Genomic DNA, 23,869 nt, shown 5'->3' on the forward strand with positions numbered 1-23,869 from the left:
TTAATACCCGTTTTATGAAAACAGAATCTACTTTTTTACACAAGAAAACTTTCGTTTCGGAAAGCCAGTCAATCTGCAAATCCTTCTGTCTCAATATGCAAAGCATGCATTGTTGCTGTTAATCATTTACAGCATGCATGGTGTTTAAATGCGGGCTTGCTGCAGTTTGTCTTAGCTTAATAATTACCATCCCCTAATCAATTCTTTACAGTTACGATAGGCTTATGAGCCGGGCAAATTATGCCCGCTAAGGCGATAGCCATGTCTTTTGTACCGGTAAAGGCATCAAAAATTAATCTCAATTATTAATTATCATGTTAAAAATTTACAAGCTATTACTGGCAATTATATTGCCTTTTATTCTCGTCCAGACGGTTGCGGGGCAATCCGTTAAAATAAGCGGGGAGGTAACCGCCAAATCCGATGGGTTGCCGTTGCCGGGTGTCAGCGTATCTGTTAAAGGTAAAACCACGGGCGCACAAACCAATGTTGATGGTAAGTTTATCATCAACGCCAATGTTAATGATGTGCTTAGGGTTAGCTACATTGGCTTTACAACCCAGGAGATCCCGATTACGCAAGGAATAACTACCTTAAACGTGGTTTTGGTTGAAGCACCAAATTCTCTGAATGAGGTAGTGATAACGGCCCTCAATATCTCAAAGGATAAAAAATCGCTGGGATATGCGGTACAAGGGCTTAAATCGAAAGATATTTCTGAGGCAAAGGAAACCAACTTTGTAAACGCGCTGGCCGGTAAAATTGCCGGTGTGCAGGTTACCAACAGCCAGGGCGATATGGGTTCATCACGTATCGTTATCCGTGGTGAAACTTCTATCACTAAAGATAATCAGCCTTTGTTTGTAGTTGACGGGGTTATTGTTGATAATACCCAGTTTTTAGGATCTGGTGGTTCAAGGGATTTCGCTAATGCCCTCTCTGATCTCAATTCTGAAGACATAGAGTCGCTAAGCGTGTTAAAAGGCCCGAATGCTGCAGCCTTATACGGTTCACGCGCGGCAGCAGGCGTTATCCTTATTCGTACCAAAACAGGTAAAGGAGCAAAAGGGCTTGGGGTTACCATTAACTCTAATACCAGCTTTTCAAATGTGCAGGTATTACCCAAATATCAAAATGAATACGGCCAGGGTTCAAATGGTAAATTCAGTTATGTTGACGGTAAGGGCGGTGGCGTTAACGATGGTGTTGACGAAAGCTGGGGGCCTGCATTGGATGGCTCATTGATCCCGCAGTTTTATTCCAATGGACAGGCTGTGCCATTTATCGCCCATCCCGATAACGTAAAAGACTTTTTTAGGACTGGCGTGACGCTTAATAATGGTATTGCGTTTGCGGGCAGTAACGAAAAGAGTGATTTCCGGGTATCTTACAATAACCTGCATCAAACTGGCATTGTCCCAAATACATCGCAGGGGCGCAACTCATTCGCTTTAAATTCAAGCTACCGTTTCAATCCTAAATTAACAGTAAATACCACTGTTAATTATATTAAAGATGATGCTGATAACCTGCCGGGCGCTTATGGAAAACGCGCAACCAGTACCATGCTGCAGTTTACCTGGTTTGGGCGCCAGGTTGATATCAACAAGCTTAAAAACTACAAGGATGCCAATGGAAACACTTTTAACTGGAATAACAGTTACTATAGCAACCCATACTGGCTGGCTTATGAAAACACGGTTGGTCAGCACAAAAATCACCTGATCGGAAGCGTTGAATTGAATTATAAGATCATCGATGGCCTATCGGCAAACTTCCGTACCGGTACCGATTATTATAATGACCGCCGTAAAATCAAGGTTGCTTATGGCACTAATGGAACACCGTTTGGCTCATATGAGGAAGATGCTTACAGCGTAAATGAAAATAATACGGAAGGCAGGTTGCAGTATACCAAAAAACTAAACAATGATTTTTCGCTTGATGCATTTGTTGGTGGTAATATCTCGGTAAAAACACTCGAACAAAATGATCAGTTAGCACCTAAACTTGCAATTCCGGGACTATATAACATGGGTAATTCGCGTGATCCACTGGTTTCAACAAACTTTTATTCTAAACTTAAAACTAACAGTGTGTTCGGATCGGCACAGGTTGGGTTCAGGAATTATGCCTTCGTTAACGTAACGGCACGTAATGATTGGTCTTCATCATTGCCAATTGATAACATGTCATACTTTTATCCCTCAGTAAACGGAAGCTTAATACTATCCGAAGCGTTGGGCATTAAAAGCGATGTGCTTACCTATGCTAAATTAAGAGGTGGCTGGTCTAAAGTGGGTAAGGCTACCGATCCTTACCAGTTAAGGAATGTATTTGCCTCATCAATCCTTTTCAATGCTAATCCACAGCAAAGTTTACCGGCTACAGATGCCAATAACACACTGAAACCAGAAAGTACAACATCGGCAGAGGCTGGCTTTGAATTAGGCTTTTTTCAGGACAGGTTACATCTGGATGTAAGTGCATACAATACCAATAGTACCAATCAAATACTTGCGGTTCAGGTTAGTTCGGCCACGGGTTTTGGTCAAAAAATCATCAATGGGGGGCGCCTTAATAATAAAGGTCTTGAGATACAATTGGGGATAACGCCAATTAAATCAAAGGAGTTTACCTGGGATATCACTACTAACTATTCGTTGAACCGCAGCATGGTTGCTTCGCTTGATGCCGAAGGCCGTTTGCAAAGTCTGCCAATTGGGTCTGACCGAACTGTACAGGTAACAGCGGCACTTGGCCAGCCTTACGGCGCACTTTATGGTACCGCTTATACGCGTAACGCTTCCGGGCAAATCGTTATCGATGCTAACGGTACACCTGTATTCAACACAACCAAACGTTACCTTGGCAAATTCACTCCAAATTGGTTAGGAAGCATCAATAACAGCTTCACCTACAAAGGCATTAACCTGAGTTTCCTGGTTGACGCGCGTTTCGGTGGATCTATCTACTCAAACACCAACCGTACTGGTACCTATACCGGCGTACTGGCTTCTACCTTACCGGGGCGCGGTGCTGCTAACGGTGGTTTAAGCTATTACTATCCGGATAATAAAACAACAAATCCAGCGGTGCAGGTAACCGGCGCTGCTCCTGTCGGGGTGACGGTATATAATGATGGGATGATATTTAAAGGCGTTAAGGCTGATGGTTCACCAAACACCACTATCATCCCTGCGCAATCATACTACAAAGGCTTTACCAATATTGATGAAGCATTTGTTTACGATGCCTCATACATTAAGCTTCGCGAAGTAAAGCTGGGCTATTCTTTACCTGCTAAATGGGTGAATAAAATAGGCTTCCAGGGAGCTACATTTTCGGTAGTTGGCCGTAATCTGTGGATCATCCATAAAAACGCGCCGAACATTGATCCGGAAACAGCCTTTAATGCCGGCAACGGACAGGGCCTTGAAGACCTTACCTTGCCTACCGTGCGTAACATCGGTTTTAATGTAAACCTTAAATTCTAAAACATCATGAAACTTAAATATATCAGCATATTATCCGCCGCGGTTTTATTATCGGTAACATCGTGCAAAAAGGAACTTGCCAGGATCAATCAAAACCCTAACGGCTCGCAAACGGCGCAGCCAGATTACTTGTTGACAGCAGCTACTAAAGCCACTTCTGATACTTATTGGGGAGTAGCCAATAACATGGACGCCAGCTTGCTTTTTGTTCAATACTGGTCTAAAATTCAGTATAGTGACCCGGACCGGTATATTTATGCCAGTACCGCCTTTGAAGAACTCTGGAGTACGGGCTATTCAAAAAGCATTGTAAATCTGAATGAGATCATTAAAATTGGCGATGCTCAGGGTAATGCCAACTATAAAGGTGTCGCATTGGTGTTACGTTCATGGACATTTAGTTTGTTGACCGAGGCATACGGTAACGTTCCTTACAAACAGGCCACCAATATTGATCAATATCTTACCCCGGCTTATGATACACAAAAGGATGTTTATTTTGCTTTGTTAGATGATTTGAAAACGGCTCAAGCCGCGCTTGATCCATCAGGCAAAGCTATAGCAGGAGATGTGATCTACAGCAATAATATTGCTTCCTGGAAAAAGTTTGCCAACTCGTTAAGGCTTCGCATCGCCCTGCGCATTGCCGATAGGGAACCAGCCAAGGCTAAACAGGTGCTTGCAGATATCCAGGCCGAAGGCGGCTCATACATCGGTTCGAATGCCGAAACCGCGCAGTTGGTTTATTTAGATTCGCCTAACCAAAATCCGGTAAGCAATCTGTTTGATACCCGTGACGATTACCGTATCAGTAAAACTATAGTTGATAAGCTGTTTGCACTCAATGACCCACGCTTATCTATATACGCAGCCAAAACGCAGGACCCCACACCTCAAACTTATGTTGGCTTGCCAAACGGTTTGTTGGTGGGCGATGCCAGCAATTACGGCTTCACCAAAACTTCTAAACCAGGCACTTATTTTCGTGCACCACATGCCCCTGCTGTAATATTAAGCTATACCGAAAGCTTGTTTGATAGGGCTGAAGCTGCCGCTCGCGGTTTTACTACCGAAGATGCTGCCTCGCTATACGGTCAGGCCGTTACCGCTGCATTGGCGCAATACGGTATTGCTTCGGCGGATATTACTACCTATTTGGCGCAACCGGCAGTGCAATATGATGCCTCTAATTATAAAAAATCAATTGGCGAGCAAAAATGGCTAGCCTTGTTTGGCCAGGGATTGGAAGGCTGGACCGAATGGCGCAGGCTTGATTATCCTCAACTGCAACCCGCCGTTGCAGGTACACTGAATGGTAAAATACCGGTAAGGTTTATTTATCCAGGTACAGAGCAATCGCTCAACAAAACTAATTACCAATCGGCGGTGGCAGCACAGGGAGCTGATGCGCTTACTACCAAGCTTTGGTTTGATGTAAACTAAACAAGTGTCACTTCGTAAAATAAAACGGGTTTATCCAAAAGGAAATCCGTTTTTTTATTGAAAATAAAGCTGAAATTTGCGACATGGCTTTGGCCCTGTTTTTAAGATTAACAAAAAAACAAGAAATTCCGGAGATCAGCGTTTCTCATCAGGAAGGTAACAACAAATTATAGCGAGTGAAGATAGAAGAAACCGTGATTTTGGTTGATCGCGATGATCAGGAAATTGGCACTATGGAAAAAATGGAGGCGCATCTTCAGGGGAGCCTGCACCGTGCCTTTTCAGTTTTTATTTTTAATAAAAAAGGAGAGCTGCTATTACAGCAACGCGCCGAAGGCAAATACCACTCGGGTGGTAAATGGACAAACACCTGCTGCAGCCATCCAAGGCCCGGCGAACTCACATTTACAGCAGCCCATCGCAGGCTAAAGGAGGAGATGGGAATGGCCGCCGAACTTAACTTTGTATTTTCTTTTGTTTACTGTGCAGCTATCCAGGACGACCTGGTTGAAAATGAATACGATCATGTGTTTTTTGGCATCACTGATGCTTTGCCGATCCCTGACCATGACGAGGTCTCCTCATTTAAATACATAACGATGGCCCGGCTGGCAGTCGACCTGAAAGAAAACCCGGGCGATTATACCAGGTGGCTCGCCATATGCTTCGACGAGGTAATGAATCATTATCAGCAATTACAGATCGCTGATGGGCTGTGATCGTCGTCGTAAATAACGCCGGACTGATAATTTGCTATGTAGCCCGAATAAGCAAATCTTCCCTTATTGTAACGGGTATTTTACATTTTTGTAATATTATTGTTTACTTTACAATTAATTAGGTAGCTTTAATCTTCCAATTATTTGTGTAATTCACAGCCTGCAACTTGTTAATGAAAAAGGGATCCTTTGTCTGTTTTGTTCTTTTTTTGATCATTTCTTCGGCCCATGCGCAGTCGCCCATCAAAAATAAGATCCTCAATTATTCTTTAAAAAATGGTCTTTCTTTTGGTATTGTAAATAGCATTACACAGGATGATAAGGGTTTTATGTGGTTTGCCACCAATGATGGGCTCAATCGTTTTGACGGTACAACTTTTAAGATTTTTAAATCGCGCCTGGGCGATTCAACTGCGCTGGCCAGTAACTATGTACAAAAGGTTTTGTGCGATGTTCATGGCAGTATCTGGGTGTCGTCAAGAAACGGCCTCAGCAAATTTGATAGCCGTACAGAAAAGTTTATCCATTATAAATTCACCTCTAACAAGGCCGTCAAAAACGATATCAGTAATATCATCCAAAGCCATGATGGTAATTTATGGATCACATCTTATGGGCAGGGATTTTCTTATTTCAATACCAAGTCAGTAAAAGTTGTTAATTACACCCAAGCCAATTTGTCCCGGCTGTCAAGTAACAGGGTGCTCTGTTTGTACGAAGATTCAAGGGGCCTGGTATGGGTGGGTACACAGGAAGGCAGCATCAATGTTTTTAGTCATAAGGATGGTGTAATAGCCAACCTTGCGGGCATAGGCCCTCCAATAGCCAACCTGCCGGGTACCCGGATCAATGATATTTTTGAAGATCATTTTCACAACATGTGGATAGCAACCGGAAGCGGGCTCGGCTACTACAACAGGCAATCAAATAAATTTACCTTACTGCAAACCGGTCAGCAGGGTATTAAAAGTAAACGATACATATCAGTTATTGAAGATAGCGATAAGCAATTGCTTGTAGGTCTGCAGGATGGGGGGCTGTTTAAAGTTAACATTGGTACAAGCTCCAACTACAACATTAATAACTTTTTTCTTCAGCCGGTAACCGGCGATGACGGGTATTACCTTACACAGCGCTCTGTTCAAACGCTTTATATAGATAAGGATAAAAATGTTTGGGTAGGTACCTATGGCGATGGCATTTACATGGTGAGCAGCATTAAGGAGAAATTTTCAAAGATTGCTAAAAAGCGATATGGGGCCAGCGGCGAAAGTTTGGTAAGGTTTTATGGCCTGTGCCAGGATCGCGACGGCTTTTTATGGCTGGGCACTGATGGCGAGGGGATTTACAAAACCAGCCACAATGGCACCCTTATAAAGCAATACAAAGCAGATGGGCAGCCCGGCAGCATTACCGACAATGCCATTTTATTCGGCTATACCGATCAGGATGGTGATTTATGGTTTGGTACTTATGCAAAGGGACTTTTGCAATATAACAAGAAAACGGATTCGTTTGTCAACTACCTACACACCCAGGCAGATAACAAAAGCCTGGGTGGTAACGACGTACGGGTTATCTACCAGGACAAGCATAAAAATTTATGGATTGGCACCAATGGCGGCGGCTTGTGCCTGTTTAATGCCGTTACAAAGTCTTTCACCAACTATACACCAGCCAATAGCGGCCTTACTTCATACGATGTAAGATCAATTGCCGAAGACGGTAATGGTAATTTATGGGTTGGTACTTATGGTGGGGGACTTGATTTTTATAACGCCGGACAAAAGAAATTCAGCAGGTATTTTAAACCTGTTGATGAAAAAAACAATTTACCCGGCCAGGTGATATTTTCACTTCATCCCGACAAACAACACAGGTTATGGATAGGAACCGAGGGCGATGGATTAATTTCATACGATCTTCAAAACCGGGTTTTTAAAAAGTTTAATGAAACTAATGGCCTGGCTAATAATACAGTATCGGCCATTAAGGAATCATCTGATGGTTCATTGTGGCTAAGTACCAATAAAGGCTTATCAAACCTTGATGTACGGAATAATAAGATCTTAAATTATGATCAGTCGGATGGGTTACAGGCCGGGCAGTTTAACGCAGGGTCTGTTTTGTTTGATTCTGCTAATGGATTAATGTATTTTGGGGGAACAGAAGGGCTTAACTTTTTTGACCCTGAAAAAGTAAATCAAAGCGATTATAAACCAAAAGTTATTATAACAGGTTTGCAGATTTTTGGTAAGCAGGTTGAAGTTGGCGGGCTTGACAAGGACCGCACCGTATTGCCCGAAGCCATTAACCAGGCAAGGCAGATCACGTTACAGCCTGATCAGTCGGTGTTTTCTATCCAGTACGCCTCGTTGAATTATACTTACCCGGATAAGGGGGGCTTTGCTTATAAACTGGATGGTCTTGATAAAACCTGGAACTATGTTGGCGATCAGCGGCTTGCAACTTACCGCTACCTTGAACCCGGGGAATATACGTTCAGGGTAAAAGCATCCAACCAGGATGGCTTGTGGTTTGATAATTATGCCACCTTACAGGTTAAGATCCTGCCGCCCTGGTATAAAACCTGGTGGGCTTATTTAATTTATATAGCGGCAGCAGGGGTTGTAACTTATTACTATATACTTTACAGAAACCGCCAAACCAGGCTTAAATACGAGGTTAAAGTAGCCCAGCTTTCGGCCGAAAAAGATAAGGAACTTAATGAGCGTAAACTTTCCTTTTTTACCAATATCTCGCATGAATTCCGCACACCGTTAACGCTCATCATCAACCCGGTAAAGGATATGTTGTTCGGGAAGGGCGAGGTTACTGATGACGCCGGTAATTTGCATATCATTTACCGCAACGCACGGCGTCTTTTGAGTTTGGTTGATCAGCTTTTACTATTCAGGAAAGCCGAAAGCGACACTGATAAGCTTAAAATAGTAAGGCTTAATATCGTATCGCTTTGTCATGAGGTGTTTTTATGTTTTAATCACCAGGCACGTACCAAGCATATTCAGTTTGATTTTGTAAGTCAAAGGGATGCGATAGAGATTTATGCCGACAGGGAAAAAATGGAAATAGCCCTGTTTAACCTCATCTCGAATGCGTTGAAGTTTACACCGGAGTATGGCATAGTAACTTGTACAATAGCCGATTTTAACGATAAAATTACCATCGAGATAAAGGATAGCGGCTGTGGAATAGCCGAGGGTACCGGCGATCAGTTATTCGGCAAGTTTTACCAGTTGCAAAATTCGGCGCCAATGGCAGGCGGGTTTGGCATTGGGCTATACCTGGTTAAAGCGTTTATTGAAAACCATAAAGGCAGCATCGGTTATACCAGCCAGCAGGGGCAGGGCACGGTGTTTCATGTATCGTTGTTAAAAGGCAGGGAGCATTTTGGGCAGCAGTTTGTGTTTGAAGACGTTGCCGAAACTTCGGTGTTCCTGGATGAGCTAATGGAGAATAAGGGTGAATTAGCCGCCGTTGAGGCTGAAAACGCCGTCGCAGCCAAAAATTCTGAGGCTTTAAGCTCCGATACCAAAACCATGCTGCTGATTGATGACAATCAACAGATCCGTACGTACCTTAAACAAATTTTTACAGGCGAATTTGAGGTTTTTGAAGCCGATAATGGTACAGATGGACTTGAACTTGCTTATCACCTGGTGCCCGATATTGTAATAAGCGACGTAATGATGCAGGGGTTAAGCGGTATTGAGGTATGTAGCCGTATTAAGGAAGATCCTGTGCTGAACCACATCCCCGTGATATTGCTTACCGCCAGTTCCTCGCCCGAAATAAAGCTTAAAGGTATTGAAGGAGGGGCGGATGATTATATCAGCAAGCCTTTTGAAAAAGAGATCCTGGTGGCCCGTGTTAACGGGATCCTGAAAAGCAGGAACAACCTGCAGAAGTATTTCTATAATGAAATAACCCTTAACAAATCAAATGATCTCAAGATTTCGCAGGAGTACAAGGAATTTTTAGAAAAATGTTTGCAGATAGTTGAGCAGCACTTAACCGACCCGGATTTCAGCATCAAAACACTGGCTGCCGAAATAGGCATGAGCCACTCTAACTTATACAAGCGGATCAAATCTATTTCCGGGCAATCTGCAAATAGTTTTATCCGTTTTATCCGCTTGCGTAAGGCGGCCGAGATCTTGCTGACAACCGATAGCACAGTTTACGAAACGGCCTATAAAGTGGGCTTAAATGACCTCAAATACTTTAGAGAACAATTCAACAAGCTGTTCGGTATAAATCCGTCCGATTACATTAAGAAATATCGTAAGCCATTTCACAACAATTACAACGTGAACCGGGATGTGATTAAGGAGAATTAATCGTGTTTATCGGTTGGTTGATTCACCTGGTTCATACCTCGCCGGACCAACTTCCCTTCGGCTTCAGTTTCACAGCTAAGCTAAGAGTTGTTTTTGTGGCCCTTCTTTACAAAGTGATGAGCGGACGACAAGCGCAGCAATGTTGGGGGGCTAAATACTACAACTTATTTTTGTCCCCCTGCCAGTATTGATTTACCCCCTCTTTAAAAAGCGCCCAAAATGCTGTTTTTAAGCGCTTTTTTATGAAATACCCCCTGTCTTATTCAGAATTTACCCCTCACTCATTTTTGCTTTAAAACGCAATTTAGCCCTACCAATAACCAAGGTTTAAACCAAACTTTTGTACCGTGTATAAATAATAAGGTCAAAATGGGGCGGTAGTTTATCGATGCCGAATCCACTTTCTTGTTTTTATGCACCTCGCTTTGCAAGGTTTGAGCCGATTAAAAAACCAATTTTTTAAAACCATATGAAACTAAATTTACATGTAAAGGATTCTCCCCATCGGAAAAGATCACCCCGCTTTTTCGTAGTTGCGGCCGGCATGGCCGTTGCTTGTTTCGCTACAGTCCAAATGCCGGTAATGGCTTTTGCGGGTACCATTAATGAACAGCGCTTACCTGATGCCAGAATAACGGGCCAGGTTACCGACGAAAAAGGCCAGACCCTGCCAGGTGTAAGCGTTGCCTTAAAAGGCACATCAACCGGGGTTGTTACCGATGTTAACGGTAAGTTCAGCCTTAACGTGCCCAGTGCTTCATCAGGCATTTTAGTGTTTAGCTATATTGGCTACAACACGCAGGAAATTATCCTTAACGGGCAAGCTACTCTTAACATTCAATTACAGGCCGATTCTAAATCATTGAACGAGGTTGTGGTTGTAGGTTACGGTACACAGAAAAAAGCCACTTTAACGGGTTCAATTTCGCAGGTTAAAGGCTCTGAGCTGGTAAAAAGCCCTCAGCCAAATCTTTCAAACGGTATTGCCGGTCGTTTTTCGGGGGTAGTGGTTAATAACCGCAGCGGTGAACCTGGTTATGATGGTTCAGGTATTACTGTACGTGGTTTGGCCACCAGCGGCAGCAACGATGTATTAATTGTTGTTGACGGTATTCCGGCTCAGATAGGCGGTTTGGAAAGGCTTGATCCTAATGACATTGAAAGCATGTCGGTACTAAAAGACGCTTCAGCTGCAATTTATGGTAACCGTGCTGCTAACGGTGTTATCCTCATTACTACAAAACGCGGTAAAACCGGTAAACCAACTATCAACTATAGTTTCAACCAGGGCTTCAGTTCGCCAACCCGCTTGCCAAAAATGGCCGACGCGGCAACTTATGCCCAGATCATGAACGAGATTAATTACGACTCGAACCCGGCCGGCGGCTTAAACCAATCGTATACTGCCGAGCAGATCCAAAAGTTTAGGGATGGTTCTGACCCGTTAAATTATCCAAATACCGATTGGGAAAAGCAAACGCTTAAAGGTTCGGCTTTGCAAAACCAGCATAGCCTTTCTATTGCCGGTGGTAGTGATGATATCAAATACTTTGTATCATTAGGTACGCTTTACCAGGATGGTATTTATAAAAATGGTGCTACCAAATATCACCAATATAATTTCCGGTCAAATATTGATGCTAACGTTACTAAACGCTTAAAAGTAGGTTTATCACTTTCGGGCCGTGAAGAAGACAGGCAATTTCCGATAACCGGTGCGGGCGATCTGTTCCGTTCTGTTTACCGTGCTAAACCTATTGTAGCCGCTTATTATCCAAATGGCTTGCCAACTACAGGTATCGAAAATAATAACCCGGCAGTACAGGTAACGAGTCTTGGTGGTAATGCCAACAATCCTAAACAGGTTTTTAACGGTATTTTAAAAGGTAGCTACGCTATCCCTGGTATTGAAGGTTTATCAGTTGATGGTTTCTTTTCTGTTGATAAATCGTATAACTTGAATAAAAACTTCAGTAAGCCGTATGTTCTGTATAGCTATGTTCAGAGTTCAAATACTTATAATAAGGTTACAGTAGGCGGCAATAACAATGCGGCAACTTTATTCGAGTCGCAAAGGAACGATATTTTGCTTACCTCGAATATTAAATTAAACTACGCGCATAAGTTTGGTTTGCATGATGTGAGCGCTTTTGTTGGTTATGAACAAAGCAAAAACCACATCGAGTACTTTGATGCTACACGTTTTAACTACCTGTCATCGCAATTGCCTGATCTGTCGCAAGGCGGAAGCGCAGCTACCGATTACCTTAATTCGGGCTGGAGCTCAAATTACAATCGAGCCAGCTATATCAGCCGTTTAACATACGCTTATGATGAAAAGTATTTGTTTGAAGGCCAGTTACGCGCTGATGGTACATCAATTTTTCCGGGCGCAAAACAATGGGGCTATTTTCCTTCTGCTTCGGTAGGTTGGAGAATTACTAAAGAAGATTGGTTTAAAAACAGTGTAGGATTTTTTGATGATCTGAAAATCAGGGCTTCTTATGGTTCGTTAGGTAATGACGCTGTTGGCCCGTTCCAGTATTTTAATAACTATACTTTAGTTCCCAATGGTTTTGTGGCAAGCAATCCGGGTAGCGGCTCGAACGTTATTCAGCCAAACGTTAATCTTGTTAAATTGGCAAACCCCGGCATTACATGGGAATCCTCTAAAAAGCTCGATATTGGTATCAATGCCACTTTTTTGCATAATTTTACAGTGGAGGCCATCTATTTCCAGCAAAGAAGGCGTAATGTACTTACAGCCAGGAATGCGTCGATTCCCGGATCATCAGGTATAGTTAACCCTTATGGCTCAGATCCTCTGGTGCCACTTGAAAATATAGGTAAGTTTAACAGTGATGGTTTTGAGGCAACTTTAGGTTATAACCATACCGGCCATGAATTTACGTGGGGTGTAAGCGGTAATATTACTTATGCCAAAAGCAAAATTGTTTTCATTGATGAGGCACCCGGTGCTTTATCTTATCAGCGCCAAACAGGTTTACCGATAGGTACGTCATTACTTTACAACGCGATAGGTATATTCCGTACCCAGGCCGAGCTTGATGCAACGCCGCACGTAACCGGCGCTAAAGTTGGCGACTTGATATACCGTGATGTTAATAATGACAAGCAAATAAATGCCGATGACCAAACCCGTAGCAAATACGGCAATATCCCGCAAATTACTTATGGCTTTAGTTTAAACGCAGCATACAAAAACTTCGATCTTTCGGTACTATTTGCAGGCCAGGCGCAGGTTAGCCAGTATGTATTGCCCGAAGCAGGTAGTGTAGGTAACTTTTACAGCAGCTGGGCCGATAACAGGTTTAGCCCCTCAAACACCAATGGAACTTATCCACGTGTAACAGACCGAGCATCGAACGCTATCAGTGGTGGTTTATATAACAATACTTTTTGGCTTAATGATGCTTCTTTCCTTCGGTTAAAGAATGTGCAATTAGGCTATAATTTCAATGCGCCGTTCCTATCAAAACTTAAAATAGGTGGTTTAAGGGTTTACGCAAGTGCGTTCAACTTATTCACCATTACCAAAGTGAAGGATTACGATCCTGAAGGAACCAGTGGCAGCGGTCAGTTTTATCCGCAACAGCGAATTATAAACTTAGGTGCTAACGTGAAATTTTAATCAAGAAGACGATAATGAAACTACAATATAAAACTCCGCTTTTATTTTTAATGATGGGCGGTATGCTGGGCATCACAGCATGTAAAAAGAATTTACTTGATGTAACCCCTACGGATAGGATCGCATCATCGGCCATTGCTTCGGATACCGCGGTGTATGAAGCTTATGTTACCAACCGTTATATCGGTGCTAAATTGCAAGATAAAGAGGGCGATGGCTCAAACCCAGGCTTCGGCCGTGGCTTCGAATATAGCATGTGGAGCTCACTTACAGACGAATCGATCTATAACAATGATGATGCTACCTGGCTGATACAAAGGGGCCAGCTTGCTCCCGAAAATTTAGGTGGCGCAGGTGTGCTTTGGGGACGTAGTTATCGCAGCATCCGCGAGGTTAATTCGGCATTAGCGCTTTTGCCAAACATGCCGTTCAGTGCCGGGCACAAAATGCATCTTGAAGGCGAGCTGAAATTTATCAGGGCTTTCCGTTATCAGGATCTGATCCGTAATTACGGCGGAGTTGTTTTAGTGGGCGATAAGGTAACCAACCTTAATGATAACCTACAGGACCCTTCACTATTCAAGCGTGCCTCCATTAAAGAGTGTATCGATTACGTATCTGCTCAGCTTGATGATGCCGCTGCTAAGTTGCCGCTAAACAACGATGGTAGCTGGCTGTTAGGCCGTGCTACAAAAGGTGCGGCGCTGGCTTTAAAGTCAAGACTAAAATTATATGCTGCAAGCCCATTATATGCTGCAGGTACCTGGGCCGATGCGGTTACCGCCGCACAGGCAGTTATCAGTTTGAATAAATATGGTATCTACACTGGTGGCTATAATAATCTGTTTTTAGTTAACGAAACCAACGAAACCATTTTTGAACGTTTATATACTAAAAATGCAAACCATACGCACCTTGAAATAGCCAACGGGCCGAACGGCTATGGCGGCTGGGCAGGTAATACACCGCTGCAAAATTTGGTTGATGATTACGAAATGGATAATGGTAAAGCTATTACCGATCCAACATCAGGTTATGATCCGACACACCCTTATGATCACCGCGACCCAAGGTTTGCAGCCACTGTGTTATACAACGGCGCGATGTACAGGGGCCGGGCTATTGAATCTTTTATTCCAGGTGGTAAGGATAGCAAAGACGGAGCAGATAACTGGAATACTACCAAAACAGGTTATTACCTCAAAAAATATATGAATGATGCATATCCGCTTCAAAATCCGTGGGGTAACGCGGGCTTCCAGCCATGGATCTATTTCCGTTATGCTGAGATCCTGTTGAACTTTGCTGAAGCGGCTAACGAAGCTTACGGACCGGATGTGATCCCTTCGGGTTCAACCTTATCTGCACGTACAGCGATTAATCTGATCCGTTCTCGTCCAAGTGTTAATATGCCGGCTTTGGCTTCAGGTATGTCGCAATCACAGATGCGTGATGCCGTACGTTACGAGCGTCGTGTTGAGCTGGCATTTGAAGAACACCGTTTTTACGATGTACGCCGCTGGAAAATTGCTGACGTTACCGAAAATAAACCGGCGGGTGGGGTGATCATCACCAAAAACGCTGATGGCAGCTTTGCTTATACACCAAAAGTAGCCTTGGATGGCCGTTCTTTTGCAACCAAACATTACTGGTTGCCGATACCAAGGGCCGAGATCCAGGCGTCTGGTGGCCAATTGCAACAAAACGCTGGTTACTAATAAAATATTCCGGGGGAAGAGCTTCTTTCTTCCCCCTTTTTTCTCCCAATTCTAACCTATAACAAATTATGAAGAACTTAAGTATTGCATTATTAGCGATGTGTTGTTTGGCGGCCGGGTGTAAAAAGGATATCGTATCAGTAAAAAAATCATCAACTCCGGATGAAATAAAAACAGGAGATAAAACAATAACTACAGATTCAACACCGGCAAGCGCGCTGAAAGGCGTGAACTGGGCTGCCGATGGTGATAACTTTAGCGACGGGATACTGGTGTTAAGCGGTTTAACATCTGCTGATAGTTATGCTACAGTTTCTGCTAAAGCTGATGCCGTATTAACAGGAATCCAAACAAATACAGGAGCAAATACGGTTAGGCTGCCTGTAAACTATTCAACCGTATCGCAAACCTGGTGGAACTCTTACACAGGTGTTATTGATAAAGCATTGAGCAAGGGGATGAATGTGATACTGGGTTATTGGGAAGCCAAATCATCCGAAGATGGGAAGATAGATAATACCACCGAATTTTGGTCGATGTGGCAAACCATTGTTACCAAATATGGCAGCAATGCCCACGTGTACTTTGAAATTTTTAACGAGCCACATGGGTATACTTTAACCGACTGGACAACCATCTGTGCCCAGTGGTTAAGTAACTATCCTTCTGTTCCGCAGGGAAGAATTTTGATCAGCGGTACGTCCTATTCGCAGGATATAACCGGGGTAGGTGCCGACAGCCGTTTTTCGGGTTGTTTATTGTCGATACATGATTATACTTTTTTTAGCAACGGCACACTGACAACCGCTTTGCAATGGGAAAATCGCTTAAAAGGCAATATCGGTGCCTATAGTAGCCGCGCGGTACTTACCGAGTTCGGTATCCCGATGACAGGTGGTAAAAATTACACCGGCGCTATTGGCGGTGACCAGGAAATTGCGTACCTGCAGGGATTAACCAACCAGGCACGTGCCTACGGCATGGGCGCGGTTTACTGGCCAGGCGTACGTACGGGCGATAGCTATGCTATTCAACAACTAAACGGGACTGGCACCGGCCTTACTGTATCAACCACAAATGCATCGGGGTTAAGTCGCATTAAATATGCCTGGGGCGTAGGTGCCGGTGGTACCGATACATTTTATACCGGTGCATACTACAGGTTTTTAAATGTTAACAGCGGCCAGGCGCTTGATGTTAATGGCGGCTCAACCACCAACGGCGCCGGCATCATACAATGGCCTCAAAACGGGGGCAATAACCAGCAATGGGTTATTGCTGCCAATGGCGGTGGCTATTACAAAATAACTAACCGCAACAGCACGCAGGCGCTTGATGTTAATATGAGTTCAACAGCCAATGGCGCGGGCATTATACAATGGCCGTGGAACGGCGGCAACAACCAGCAATGGCAGCTTACTGCTACCAGCGATGGCATTTATAAAGTACTTAACCGTAACAGCGGGCTTGCGCTTGATGTTAACGGCGCATCAACCACAAATGGTGCAGGCATCATTCAGTGGCCTTATGGCGGCGCTACTAACCAGCAATGGCAAATAGTGCAACAATAATATTGCAATAAAACAGCGCTAAACAGTGCTGTTTTATTTGTTGATTTAAACACGATGATAATAAAAACTACTATAAAAAAAATACTGCTGGCTGCGGCCGTTTTGGGGATTAATATTCCTTTTGTAAGCGGCCAGGGCAAAGAGGTAACTATTGATATCAATTTTTCAAAAACGCACCAAACCATTAGCAATTTTGGTGCTTCGGATGCGTGGGCTTGCCAGTTTGTGGGTAACTGGCCTGATGATAAGCGCAATAAAATTGCCGACCTGCTTTTTAGCCGGGATACTTATGCCGATGGCTCGCCTAAAGGCATAGGCTTGTCGTTATGGAGGTTTAACATTGGTGCGGGCAGTGCCCAGCAGGGAAACGAAAGTGGCATTAAAGACGAGTGGCGCCGTGCTGAATCGTTTTTAAACGGCGATGGCAGCTATAACTGGCAAAACCAGGTCGGGCAGGTTTGGTTCCTGAAAGCCGCCAAACAACGCGGAGTTAAACAATTTTTAGGTTTTAATAATAGTCCGCCGGTGCAGTTTACCATTAATGGAAAAGCGTACGCCAGTGGAGGCAAAGTTAATATAGCACCCGATAAATATGATGTTTATGCCGTGTTCCTGGCTAAAGTTGTAAAGGGAGTTGAGCAGGTAAGTAAAGTAAAATTTGATTACATAAGCCCGGTAAACGAACCCCAGTGGGATTGGAGCGATGGCGGTCAGGAAGGTGCCCCATATAATAATGCCGAGGTAGCAGGATTGATACGGGCCATCAATAAAGAATTCGTAAGTAATAAGATTAGCTCAAAGATTTTGGTTGGCGAGGCCGGGAGTATCAACTATTTATTTACTAAAGGTGATAAGCCGGGTAAAGGCAGTCAGATAACCGATTTTTTTAAACCGGGATCGGCCAATTACGTAGGCGACCTGCCTTCGGTAGCCAAAACTATCGCGGCGCACAGCTATTTCACTACGTCGCCAATGGCATCGTCAGTAAAAGCTCGCAGGGCATTGGCCGATAGTGTTGCGACTATTAATGGTCTTGATTTCTGGCAATCGGAGTATTGCATCTTAGGCGATAATGCGGGTGAGATAGACGGTAACAAGCGTGATCTGGGTATTGATGCCGCGCTATATTTAGCATCGGTGATCCACACCGATCTTACAGCGGCCAACGCGTCGGCCTGGCAATGGTGGACAGCCATTTCGGCCTATGACTATAAGGATGGCCTCATTTACATCGACAAAAATAAAACCGACGGCAATTTTTACGGCAGTAAAATGCTTTGGGCCATGGGTAACTACAGCAGGTTTGTTAAACCCGGAGCTGTAAGGGTTGAGGCCGAAGTTTCGTCAGTAGCAGAAGGAAAGCCCTTGCTGGTGTCGGCGTTTAAAAATGGAAAAAACTTAACCGTGGTTGTAGTTAACCAGGGTACTAATGATGTAAGCGCAGTATTTCATATGGATAATGCTAAAGTTCAGTTTACATCATCCTATTTAACATCGCAGGTTGCCGAGCTTAAAGCCGGTAAAATAACCGGTGATAAGAATGTTGTTCCGGCACGTTCTATTGTCACGTTTACAGGTGTCATCAAATAGCATTTTATCTCTCTGTCATCAAAATGAAAAATAAAAAACATCTGCTTCTTTTTGTACTTGGCATGTTAATGCTGCCTGGCTTACTTAAGGCCCAGGGCGTTGGCAAACCGGTTTTATTTAATACGGGATGGTCTTTCCACAAGGGCGACATCAGTACGGGGATCAGCGGGATCGCTACCGAAACGCAATGGAGAACTGTCGATCTGCCGCATGACTGGAGTATTGAAGGTCCTTTTAGCGACGAATGGGCAAGTGCTACCGGTTATTTGCCCGGGGGGATTGGCTGGTACAAAAAGAGCTTCGCCGGTAATAATGCATGGAAGGGGAAGCAGGTTTATATTTACTTTGATGGCGTATATAAAAATAGCGAGGTATGGGTCAACGGACATTATTTAGGTAAACGTCCAAACGGTTTTATTTCGTTTCAGTATGAGCTGACCAAGTATCTAAATTTAACTGGAAAAAATACGATAGCTGTAAGGGCAGATCATAGCGAATTTGCTGATTCGAGGTGGTATACCGGTTCTGGTATCTATCGTAATGTATACCTCATCGTTAAAGACCAGGTACACATAGCCCCCTGGGATGTGGCCTTTTCCACGCCCGATGTTTCGGCAGCTAAAGCTACAGCAAAAATTAAGGTGAGTGTTACCAACAGCGACAAAGTTGATGCTTCTGTATTAGTGAAAGTAAACCTGCTTGATGGGAAAGGAAAAGCGGCTATTGCCCTCCAAAAACAAATAAAAGCAAAACCGGGAGTACACGAGGTTGAGTTTGAGAAAGAATTATCGTCCCCCAAACTATGGGATACCGAAAAGCCCGAGCTCTATAAATTACAGGTTTCACTTAGCCGCAATGGTAAAGCATTTGACGAGGTAACGCAATCTGTAGGGATCCGCAGTATCCGTTTTGACAAGGATAAAGGTTTCTTTTTGAATGATAAAAGCACCAAGCTCAAAGGCGTATGTATCCATGATGATGCCGGTGCCCTGGGTGTAGCTGTTCCACAGGAGGTTTGGGTACGCAGGTTGAAATTATTAAAGGATGCGGGAGTAAACTCACTCAGGTTAAGCCATAACCCTCATGCAGATTATTTATACGATTTGTGCGATAAGATGGGCTTTTTAGTAATGGACGAAGCTTTTGATGAATGGGAGGTAGGAAAAAACAAATGGGTAGCAGGCTGGAATGTTGGTACGCCATCCAAAAACGGATACCACGAATATTTTAAAGAATGGGCAGACCGGGATGTAGCTGATATGGTACTGCGAGCGCGTAACCATCCATCTATCATTATGTGGAGCATTGGTAACGAAATAGATTACCCCAACGACCCATATACCCATGAGGTGTTAAACACGGGCCGCAACCCGCAGATCTATGGTAAGGGCTACCTGCCTGATCATCCAGCGGCAAGCGGGCTAACACCGATAGCCAAACAATTAGTTAAAGCTGTAAAAGCCGTTGATCAAACCCGCCCGGTAACGGCCGCGCTGGCCGGTGTGGTGATGTCGAACGAAGTTGGCTACCCTGATGTATTGGATGTTGTGGGCTATAATTACCAGGAATACAGGTATCCTGAAGATCATAAAAAATATCCCAACCGAATCATTTACGGCAGTGAGAACGGCATGCAAAAACAAGCCTGGAACGCTGTTGACAGTAACGAATATATTTCGGCCCAATACCTGTGGACTGGTATAGATTACCTGGGTGAGGCCGGTAAATGGCCGCAGCGTAGCAATGGAGCAGGACTTATTGACCTGGCCGGTTTTAAAAAGCCGGAATATTTCTTCAGGCAAAGTCTTTGGTCGGACAAGCCCATGGCTTATATAGGTGTACGCCTTATTACCGGAACTGATGACAGAGGGATCTGGAGCCACCGTACTGCCGAGGCTGTTTGGAATTGGCAATCCGGTAGTAAAGTAAAAGTTGATTGCTTTACCAATTGCCAGGAAACAGAATTGTTCCTGAACGGCAAATCTCTTGGTAGACAAATAAGCGGCGCCGCAAGAGGGCAGGTTCCATCATGGCAGGTTGACTATGAGCCGAGCGAGCTGGTTGTTAAAGGTTACAACAACGGTATTGAAGTATGCACTAACAATATCAAAACAGCCGGCGATGCTTATCAACTTAAAACGGTAGCTGATAATACCCTGTTTAACCATAACACAAAAGGCTTGAGCCAGATTGAGGTTTACATCACCGATAAAAACGGGAACCCTGTATTTACTGCTACCGATGAGATAACAGTAACAATTAACGGCGCGGCTAAACTATTAGGCCTTGAAAGCGGCAGCAACAGCAGTCATGAAAGCTACCAATCAAACAAACGTAAAGCATTGCATGGGCGCTTATTGGCCTATGTACAAACTACAGGTAAACCTGGCGTGGTACAGGTTCAGTTTAGTGCCGGTAATCTTAAATCATCAACTATAACATTAACAGTAAAATAGTCAACCCCTTATACAAATAAAAACTAAAACCCTGCATTTTTTCCATTTATGAAACTTATAAAACTACTGTTCCTCTTTGTTATCCTGTTTGCATCCGCAAAGCTGCAGGCGCAAAATGCCAAGCATACTTTTGCTCTTGGCGATACCACATTTCTGCTTGATGGTAAACCGCTGCAGATCATTTCAGGCGAAATGCACTATACCCGCGTTCCGCGCGAGGCCTGGCGCCAGCGTATGAAAATGGCCAAAGCAATGGGTTTAAATACTATTGGCACCTATGTTTTCTGGAATGTTCACGAGCCACAAAAAGGGCATTATGATTTTACAGGCAATCATGATATAGCTGAGTTTGTTAAAATAGCAAAGGAGGAAGGCCTTTGGGTGATACTGCGCCCAAGCCCGTACGTTTGCGCCGAATGGGAGTTTGGCGGCTACCCATACTGGCTTGAAAAAGAGCAGGGCTTAGTGGTGCGCAGCAAGGAGCCTAAATACCTGGAAGCTTATAAAAAATATCTTACCAAGGTAGGTAAGCAGCTGTCACCCCTGCTGGTGAACCACGGCGGCAATATTTTGATGGTACAGATAGAGAATGAATACGGGTCGTACGGCAGCGATAAAGATTATCTGGCCCTTAACCGCAAAATGTTTATAGACGCCGGTTTTGATGGCCAACTTTACACCTGCGACCCTGAACCAGCTATAAAGGATGGTCATTTACCGGGCTTGCTGCCTGCTATAAACGGTGTTGATGATGTAACAAAAGTTAAAAAATTGATCGGCGAAAATTATAATGGCAAAGGCCCTTATTTTATTGCCGAATGGTACCCAGCCTGGTTCGACTGGTGGGGAACTGCGCATCATACTGTACCGGCGGCTAAATTTATACCAAAGCTTGATTCGGTATTGGCAGCAGGTATTTCCATTAACATGTATATGTTTCATGGCGGTACAACACGCGGCTTCATGAACGGTGCAAACTATAATGATCAAAATCCATATGAACCGCAAATCAGTAGTTATGATTATGATGCCCCGCTTGATGAGGCAGGTAACGCTACCGACAAGTTCATGAAGTTTAGAGAGGTGATTAGTAAACACCTTCCGGCAGGCGTAACCCTGCCCGAAGTTCCGGCTGCTAAACCTGCTATGGGTTTGCCTGCAATTAAATTTACCAAATCAACCAGTTTGTTTGATGTGTTGCCGCTCGCAAAGGCCAACAATACTCCGCTTACCTTTGAAGACCTGAACCAGGCTTACGGTTTTGTGTTGTATCGTACAACCATTAACGGCGGCAAATCTGGTCTGCTTAAACTGAAAGACTTGCGTGATTATGGCGTGGTCTTCGTAAACGGTAAACGTGTAGGAATACTTGACAGGCGCAAGTACCAGGACAGCTTGATGATCAGCTTACCAAAAGGTAAGGTGACACTGGATATTTTGGTTGAAAACCTTGGCCGCATCAATTTTGGGCCTTATCTGCTTAAAAACAAAAAGGGTATTACCGAAAAAGTACTTTTTGCCGGTACTGAGCTGAAAAACTGGAAAATGTATTCACTGCCTTTTGATGATATCAATAAAGTGAAAACAAATCCGGCAATTAAAAAGGTTGCAGCTAACAACACACCGCAATTGAAAAAAACAGTTTTCAAGGTTGATAAATTGGCTGATACCTATCTTGATATGAGTACATGGGGTAAGGGTATTGTTTGGCTCAACGGACACAACTTAGGCCGCTATTGGAATTGCGGTCCTCAGCAAACCCTGTATGTGCCGGTTGAATGGCTCAAAAAAGGTAACAATGAAATTACCGTACTTGAACTGATAAAACCATCAGAAAATACATTGAATGCTATTGATCACCCTATTCTGGATGTTTTAGGGAAATAGGGTCGGGGTAGTCAATTAAAAAGAAGGGGCTGTTACTTTAGAGAAAAAGTAGCAGCTCCCTTTTTTTATATTACAATTTAGCTAATCAGCTTTAGCATGCTTTAACAGGTGTATACCAATGAGGTATGGCATTATAAAAGGAATGGCGGGTATAGCAACAAGAAAACCGGCGGTGCCGAATGGCTCGGGCCAGTAGGATGGTAATAAAACCAGCACCATGCCGATTAAACCGAAGATGATATAATACCGGCAGGCAACCGGATTAAAAAGCCCGGCGACTTTAAGTGAAACGGCAAAAAATACGGTGCCAAGGTACATCAGTAATACTTCGGCTATACTGATCACATAAAATAAACTTTTTATCGGTCCATGCAAGTCAGGACGTTTTGTGCCGCCTAATTTTATGAAAACCCTGAATGCGTCTGTGAAGTAATATCCCCAAAATGCCATATTAATAATAAATAGCGGCACTGCAAGATTGATCGCTGCTGAAGCCATTACCGAATATAGATTTTCGCCTGCCGCCTGTAATTTTACTTTCAACAATGCCGAACCCAGCGCGAATAAAATACCGCCTGCTATGAGTATAGTATACCGGATCTGCTGCTCGGCAGCTGAATTAACCCAGCCTTGCAAGGTTGCAGGAGGGGGCCCCATCCCCGCGAAAATGGAAAATAATAGCCAGGGTGCAAATAGTAATAAAGCTGTGATTACCTGCTTCTTTATCTCCTGGTTATTGTTTCGGAGTTGATAACCACCTAAATGCCACGTTGCTGCTACCATTAAACAGGCGTTAACAACCCAGATTGGCAAATAAATTTTATAACTCACATGGCCTATCCCAAATCCTATAGCTACAACTGCTAAAGGTATAAGGCGTAAGTAAACCAGGCTCAGTTTTTGTTTAAAAGCAAGCCACTTCATGATAAGTAAAAAGGTATGTAAATTAACATCAGAAATAAATTATTTGGTAAA

Annotated in this window: 11 protein-coding genes; 10 read left to right on the forward strand and 1 reads right to left on the reverse strand. The window is 43.7% G+C overall.

Annotated features, from left to right (window positions below):
• Positions 1-314: 314 nt before the first annotated feature.
• From IEX80_RS11535 to IEX80_RS11580, 10 genes are all read left to right on the forward strand, one after another.
• Positions 315-3,497, forward strand: coding sequence for a SusC/RagA family TonB-linked outer membrane protein (locus IEX80_RS11535; protein WP_188832980.1), 3,183 nt, complete (start codon positions 315-317; stop codon positions 3,495-3,497).
• Positions 3,498-3,503: 6 nt separating this feature from the next.
• Positions 3,504-4,940, forward strand: coding sequence for a SusD/RagB family nutrient-binding outer membrane lipoprotein (locus IEX80_RS11540; RefSeq protein ID WP_188832981.1), 1,437 nt, complete (start codon positions 3,504-3,506; stop codon positions 4,938-4,940).
• A 176-nt stretch (positions 4,941-5,116) separates the two neighbouring features.
• A complete protein-coding gene (gene idi, locus IEX80_RS11545; protein WP_229701609.1) occupies positions 5,117-5,659 on the forward strand; it encodes an isopentenyl-diphosphate Delta-isomerase in 543 nt (180 codons plus the stop codon).
• Between the two features lie 173 nt (positions 5,660-5,832).
• Positions 5,833-10,020, forward strand: a complete 4,188-nt coding sequence (locus IEX80_RS11550) for a hybrid sensor histidine kinase/response regulator transcription factor (RefSeq protein WP_188832982.1) — start codon at positions 5,833-5,835, stop codon at positions 10,018-10,020.
• 469 nt (positions 10,021-10,489) lie between these two features.
• Positions 10,490-13,672: a SusC/RagA family TonB-linked outer membrane protein gene (locus IEX80_RS11555; RefSeq protein WP_217633183.1), complete on the forward strand. Its 3,183-nt coding sequence runs from the start codon at positions 10,490-10,492 to the stop codon at positions 13,670-13,672.
• A 14-nt stretch (positions 13,673-13,686) separates the two neighbouring features.
• Entirely contained in the window at positions 13,687-15,390 is a 1,704-nt protein-coding gene (locus IEX80_RS11560; protein ID WP_090531381.1) for a RagB/SusD family nutrient uptake outer membrane protein, read from the forward strand.
• 68 nt (positions 15,391-15,458) lie between these two features.
• Positions 15,459-16,961 carry an RICIN domain-containing protein gene (locus IEX80_RS11565; RefSeq protein ID WP_188832983.1) on the forward strand — a complete coding sequence of 501 codons (1,503 nt, stop codon included), beginning with the start codon at positions 15,459-15,461 and terminating at the stop codon, positions 16,959-16,961.
• Between the two features lie 54 nt (positions 16,962-17,015).
• A complete protein-coding gene (locus IEX80_RS11570; RefSeq protein ID WP_188832984.1) occupies positions 17,016-18,551 on the forward strand; it encodes a glycoside hydrolase in 1,536 nt (511 codons plus the stop codon).
• A 23-nt stretch (positions 18,552-18,574) separates the two neighbouring features.
• Positions 18,575-21,007, forward strand: a complete 2,433-nt coding sequence (locus tag IEX80_RS11575; RefSeq protein ID WP_188832985.1) for a glycoside hydrolase family 2 TIM barrel-domain containing protein — start codon at positions 18,575-18,577, stop codon at positions 21,005-21,007.
• 48 nt (positions 21,008-21,055) lie between these two features.
• Positions 21,056-22,894 (forward strand): glycoside hydrolase family 35 protein, encoded by a 1,839-nt coding sequence (locus IEX80_RS11580; protein ID WP_188832986.1) that lies wholly within the window; start codon positions 21,056-21,058, stop codon positions 22,892-22,894.
• An 81-nt stretch (positions 22,895-22,975) separates the two neighbouring features.
• Here the strand turns inward: IEX80_RS11580 and IEX80_RS11585 are convergent, their stop codons facing one another.
• The gene (locus IEX80_RS11585; protein ID WP_188832987.1) at positions 22,976-23,818 is read right to left on the reverse strand and encodes a hypothetical protein; all 843 of its coding nucleotides are present in this window, start codon (positions 23,816-23,818) and stop codon (positions 22,976-22,978) included.
• Between the last annotated feature and the right edge of the window lie 51 nt (positions 23,819-23,869).

The sequence above is a fragment of the Mucilaginibacter rubeus genome, from assembly GCF_014643835.1.
Classification (GTDB): domain Bacteria; phylum Bacteroidota; class Bacteroidia; order Sphingobacteriales; family Sphingobacteriaceae; genus Mucilaginibacter; species Mucilaginibacter rubeus.

What these genes read in the sequence shown, in the direction of transcription:
- IEX80_RS11535 (WP_188832980.1), top strand. Translation starts at nt 315, where the DNA reads ATGTTAAAAATTTACAAGCTATTACTGGCAATTATATTGCCTTTTATT.
- IEX80_RS11540 (WP_188832981.1), top strand. Translation starts at nt 3,504, where the DNA reads ATGAAACTTAAATATATCAGCATATTATCCGCCGCGGTTTTATTATCG.
- IEX80_RS11550 (WP_188832982.1), top strand. Translation starts at nt 5,833, where the DNA reads ATGAAAAAGGGATCCTTTGTCTGTTTTGTTCTTTTTTTGATCATTTCT.
- IEX80_RS11555 (WP_217633183.1), top strand. Translation starts at nt 10,490, where the DNA reads ATGAAACTAAATTTACATGTAAAGGATTCTCCCCATCGGAAAAGATCA.
- IEX80_RS11560 (WP_090531381.1), top strand. Translation starts at nt 13,687, where the DNA reads ATGAAACTACAATATAAAACTCCGCTTTTATTTTTAATGATGGGCGGT.
- IEX80_RS11565 (WP_188832983.1), top strand. Translation starts at nt 15,459, where the DNA reads ATGAAGAACTTAAGTATTGCATTATTAGCGATGTGTTGTTTGGCGGCC.
- IEX80_RS11570 (WP_188832984.1), top strand. Translation starts at nt 17,016, where the DNA reads ATGATAATAAAAACTACTATAAAAAAAATACTGCTGGCTGCGGCCGTT.
- IEX80_RS11575 (WP_188832985.1), top strand. Translation starts at nt 18,575, where the DNA reads ATGAAAAATAAAAAACATCTGCTTCTTTTTGTACTTGGCATGTTAATG.
- IEX80_RS11580 (WP_188832986.1), top strand. Translation starts at nt 21,056, where the DNA reads ATGAAACTTATAAAACTACTGTTCCTCTTTGTTATCCTGTTTGCATCC.
- IEX80_RS11585 (WP_188832987.1), bottom strand. Translation starts at nt 23,818, where the DNA reads ATGAAGTGGCTTGCTTTTAAACAAAAACTGAGCCTGGTTTACTTACGC.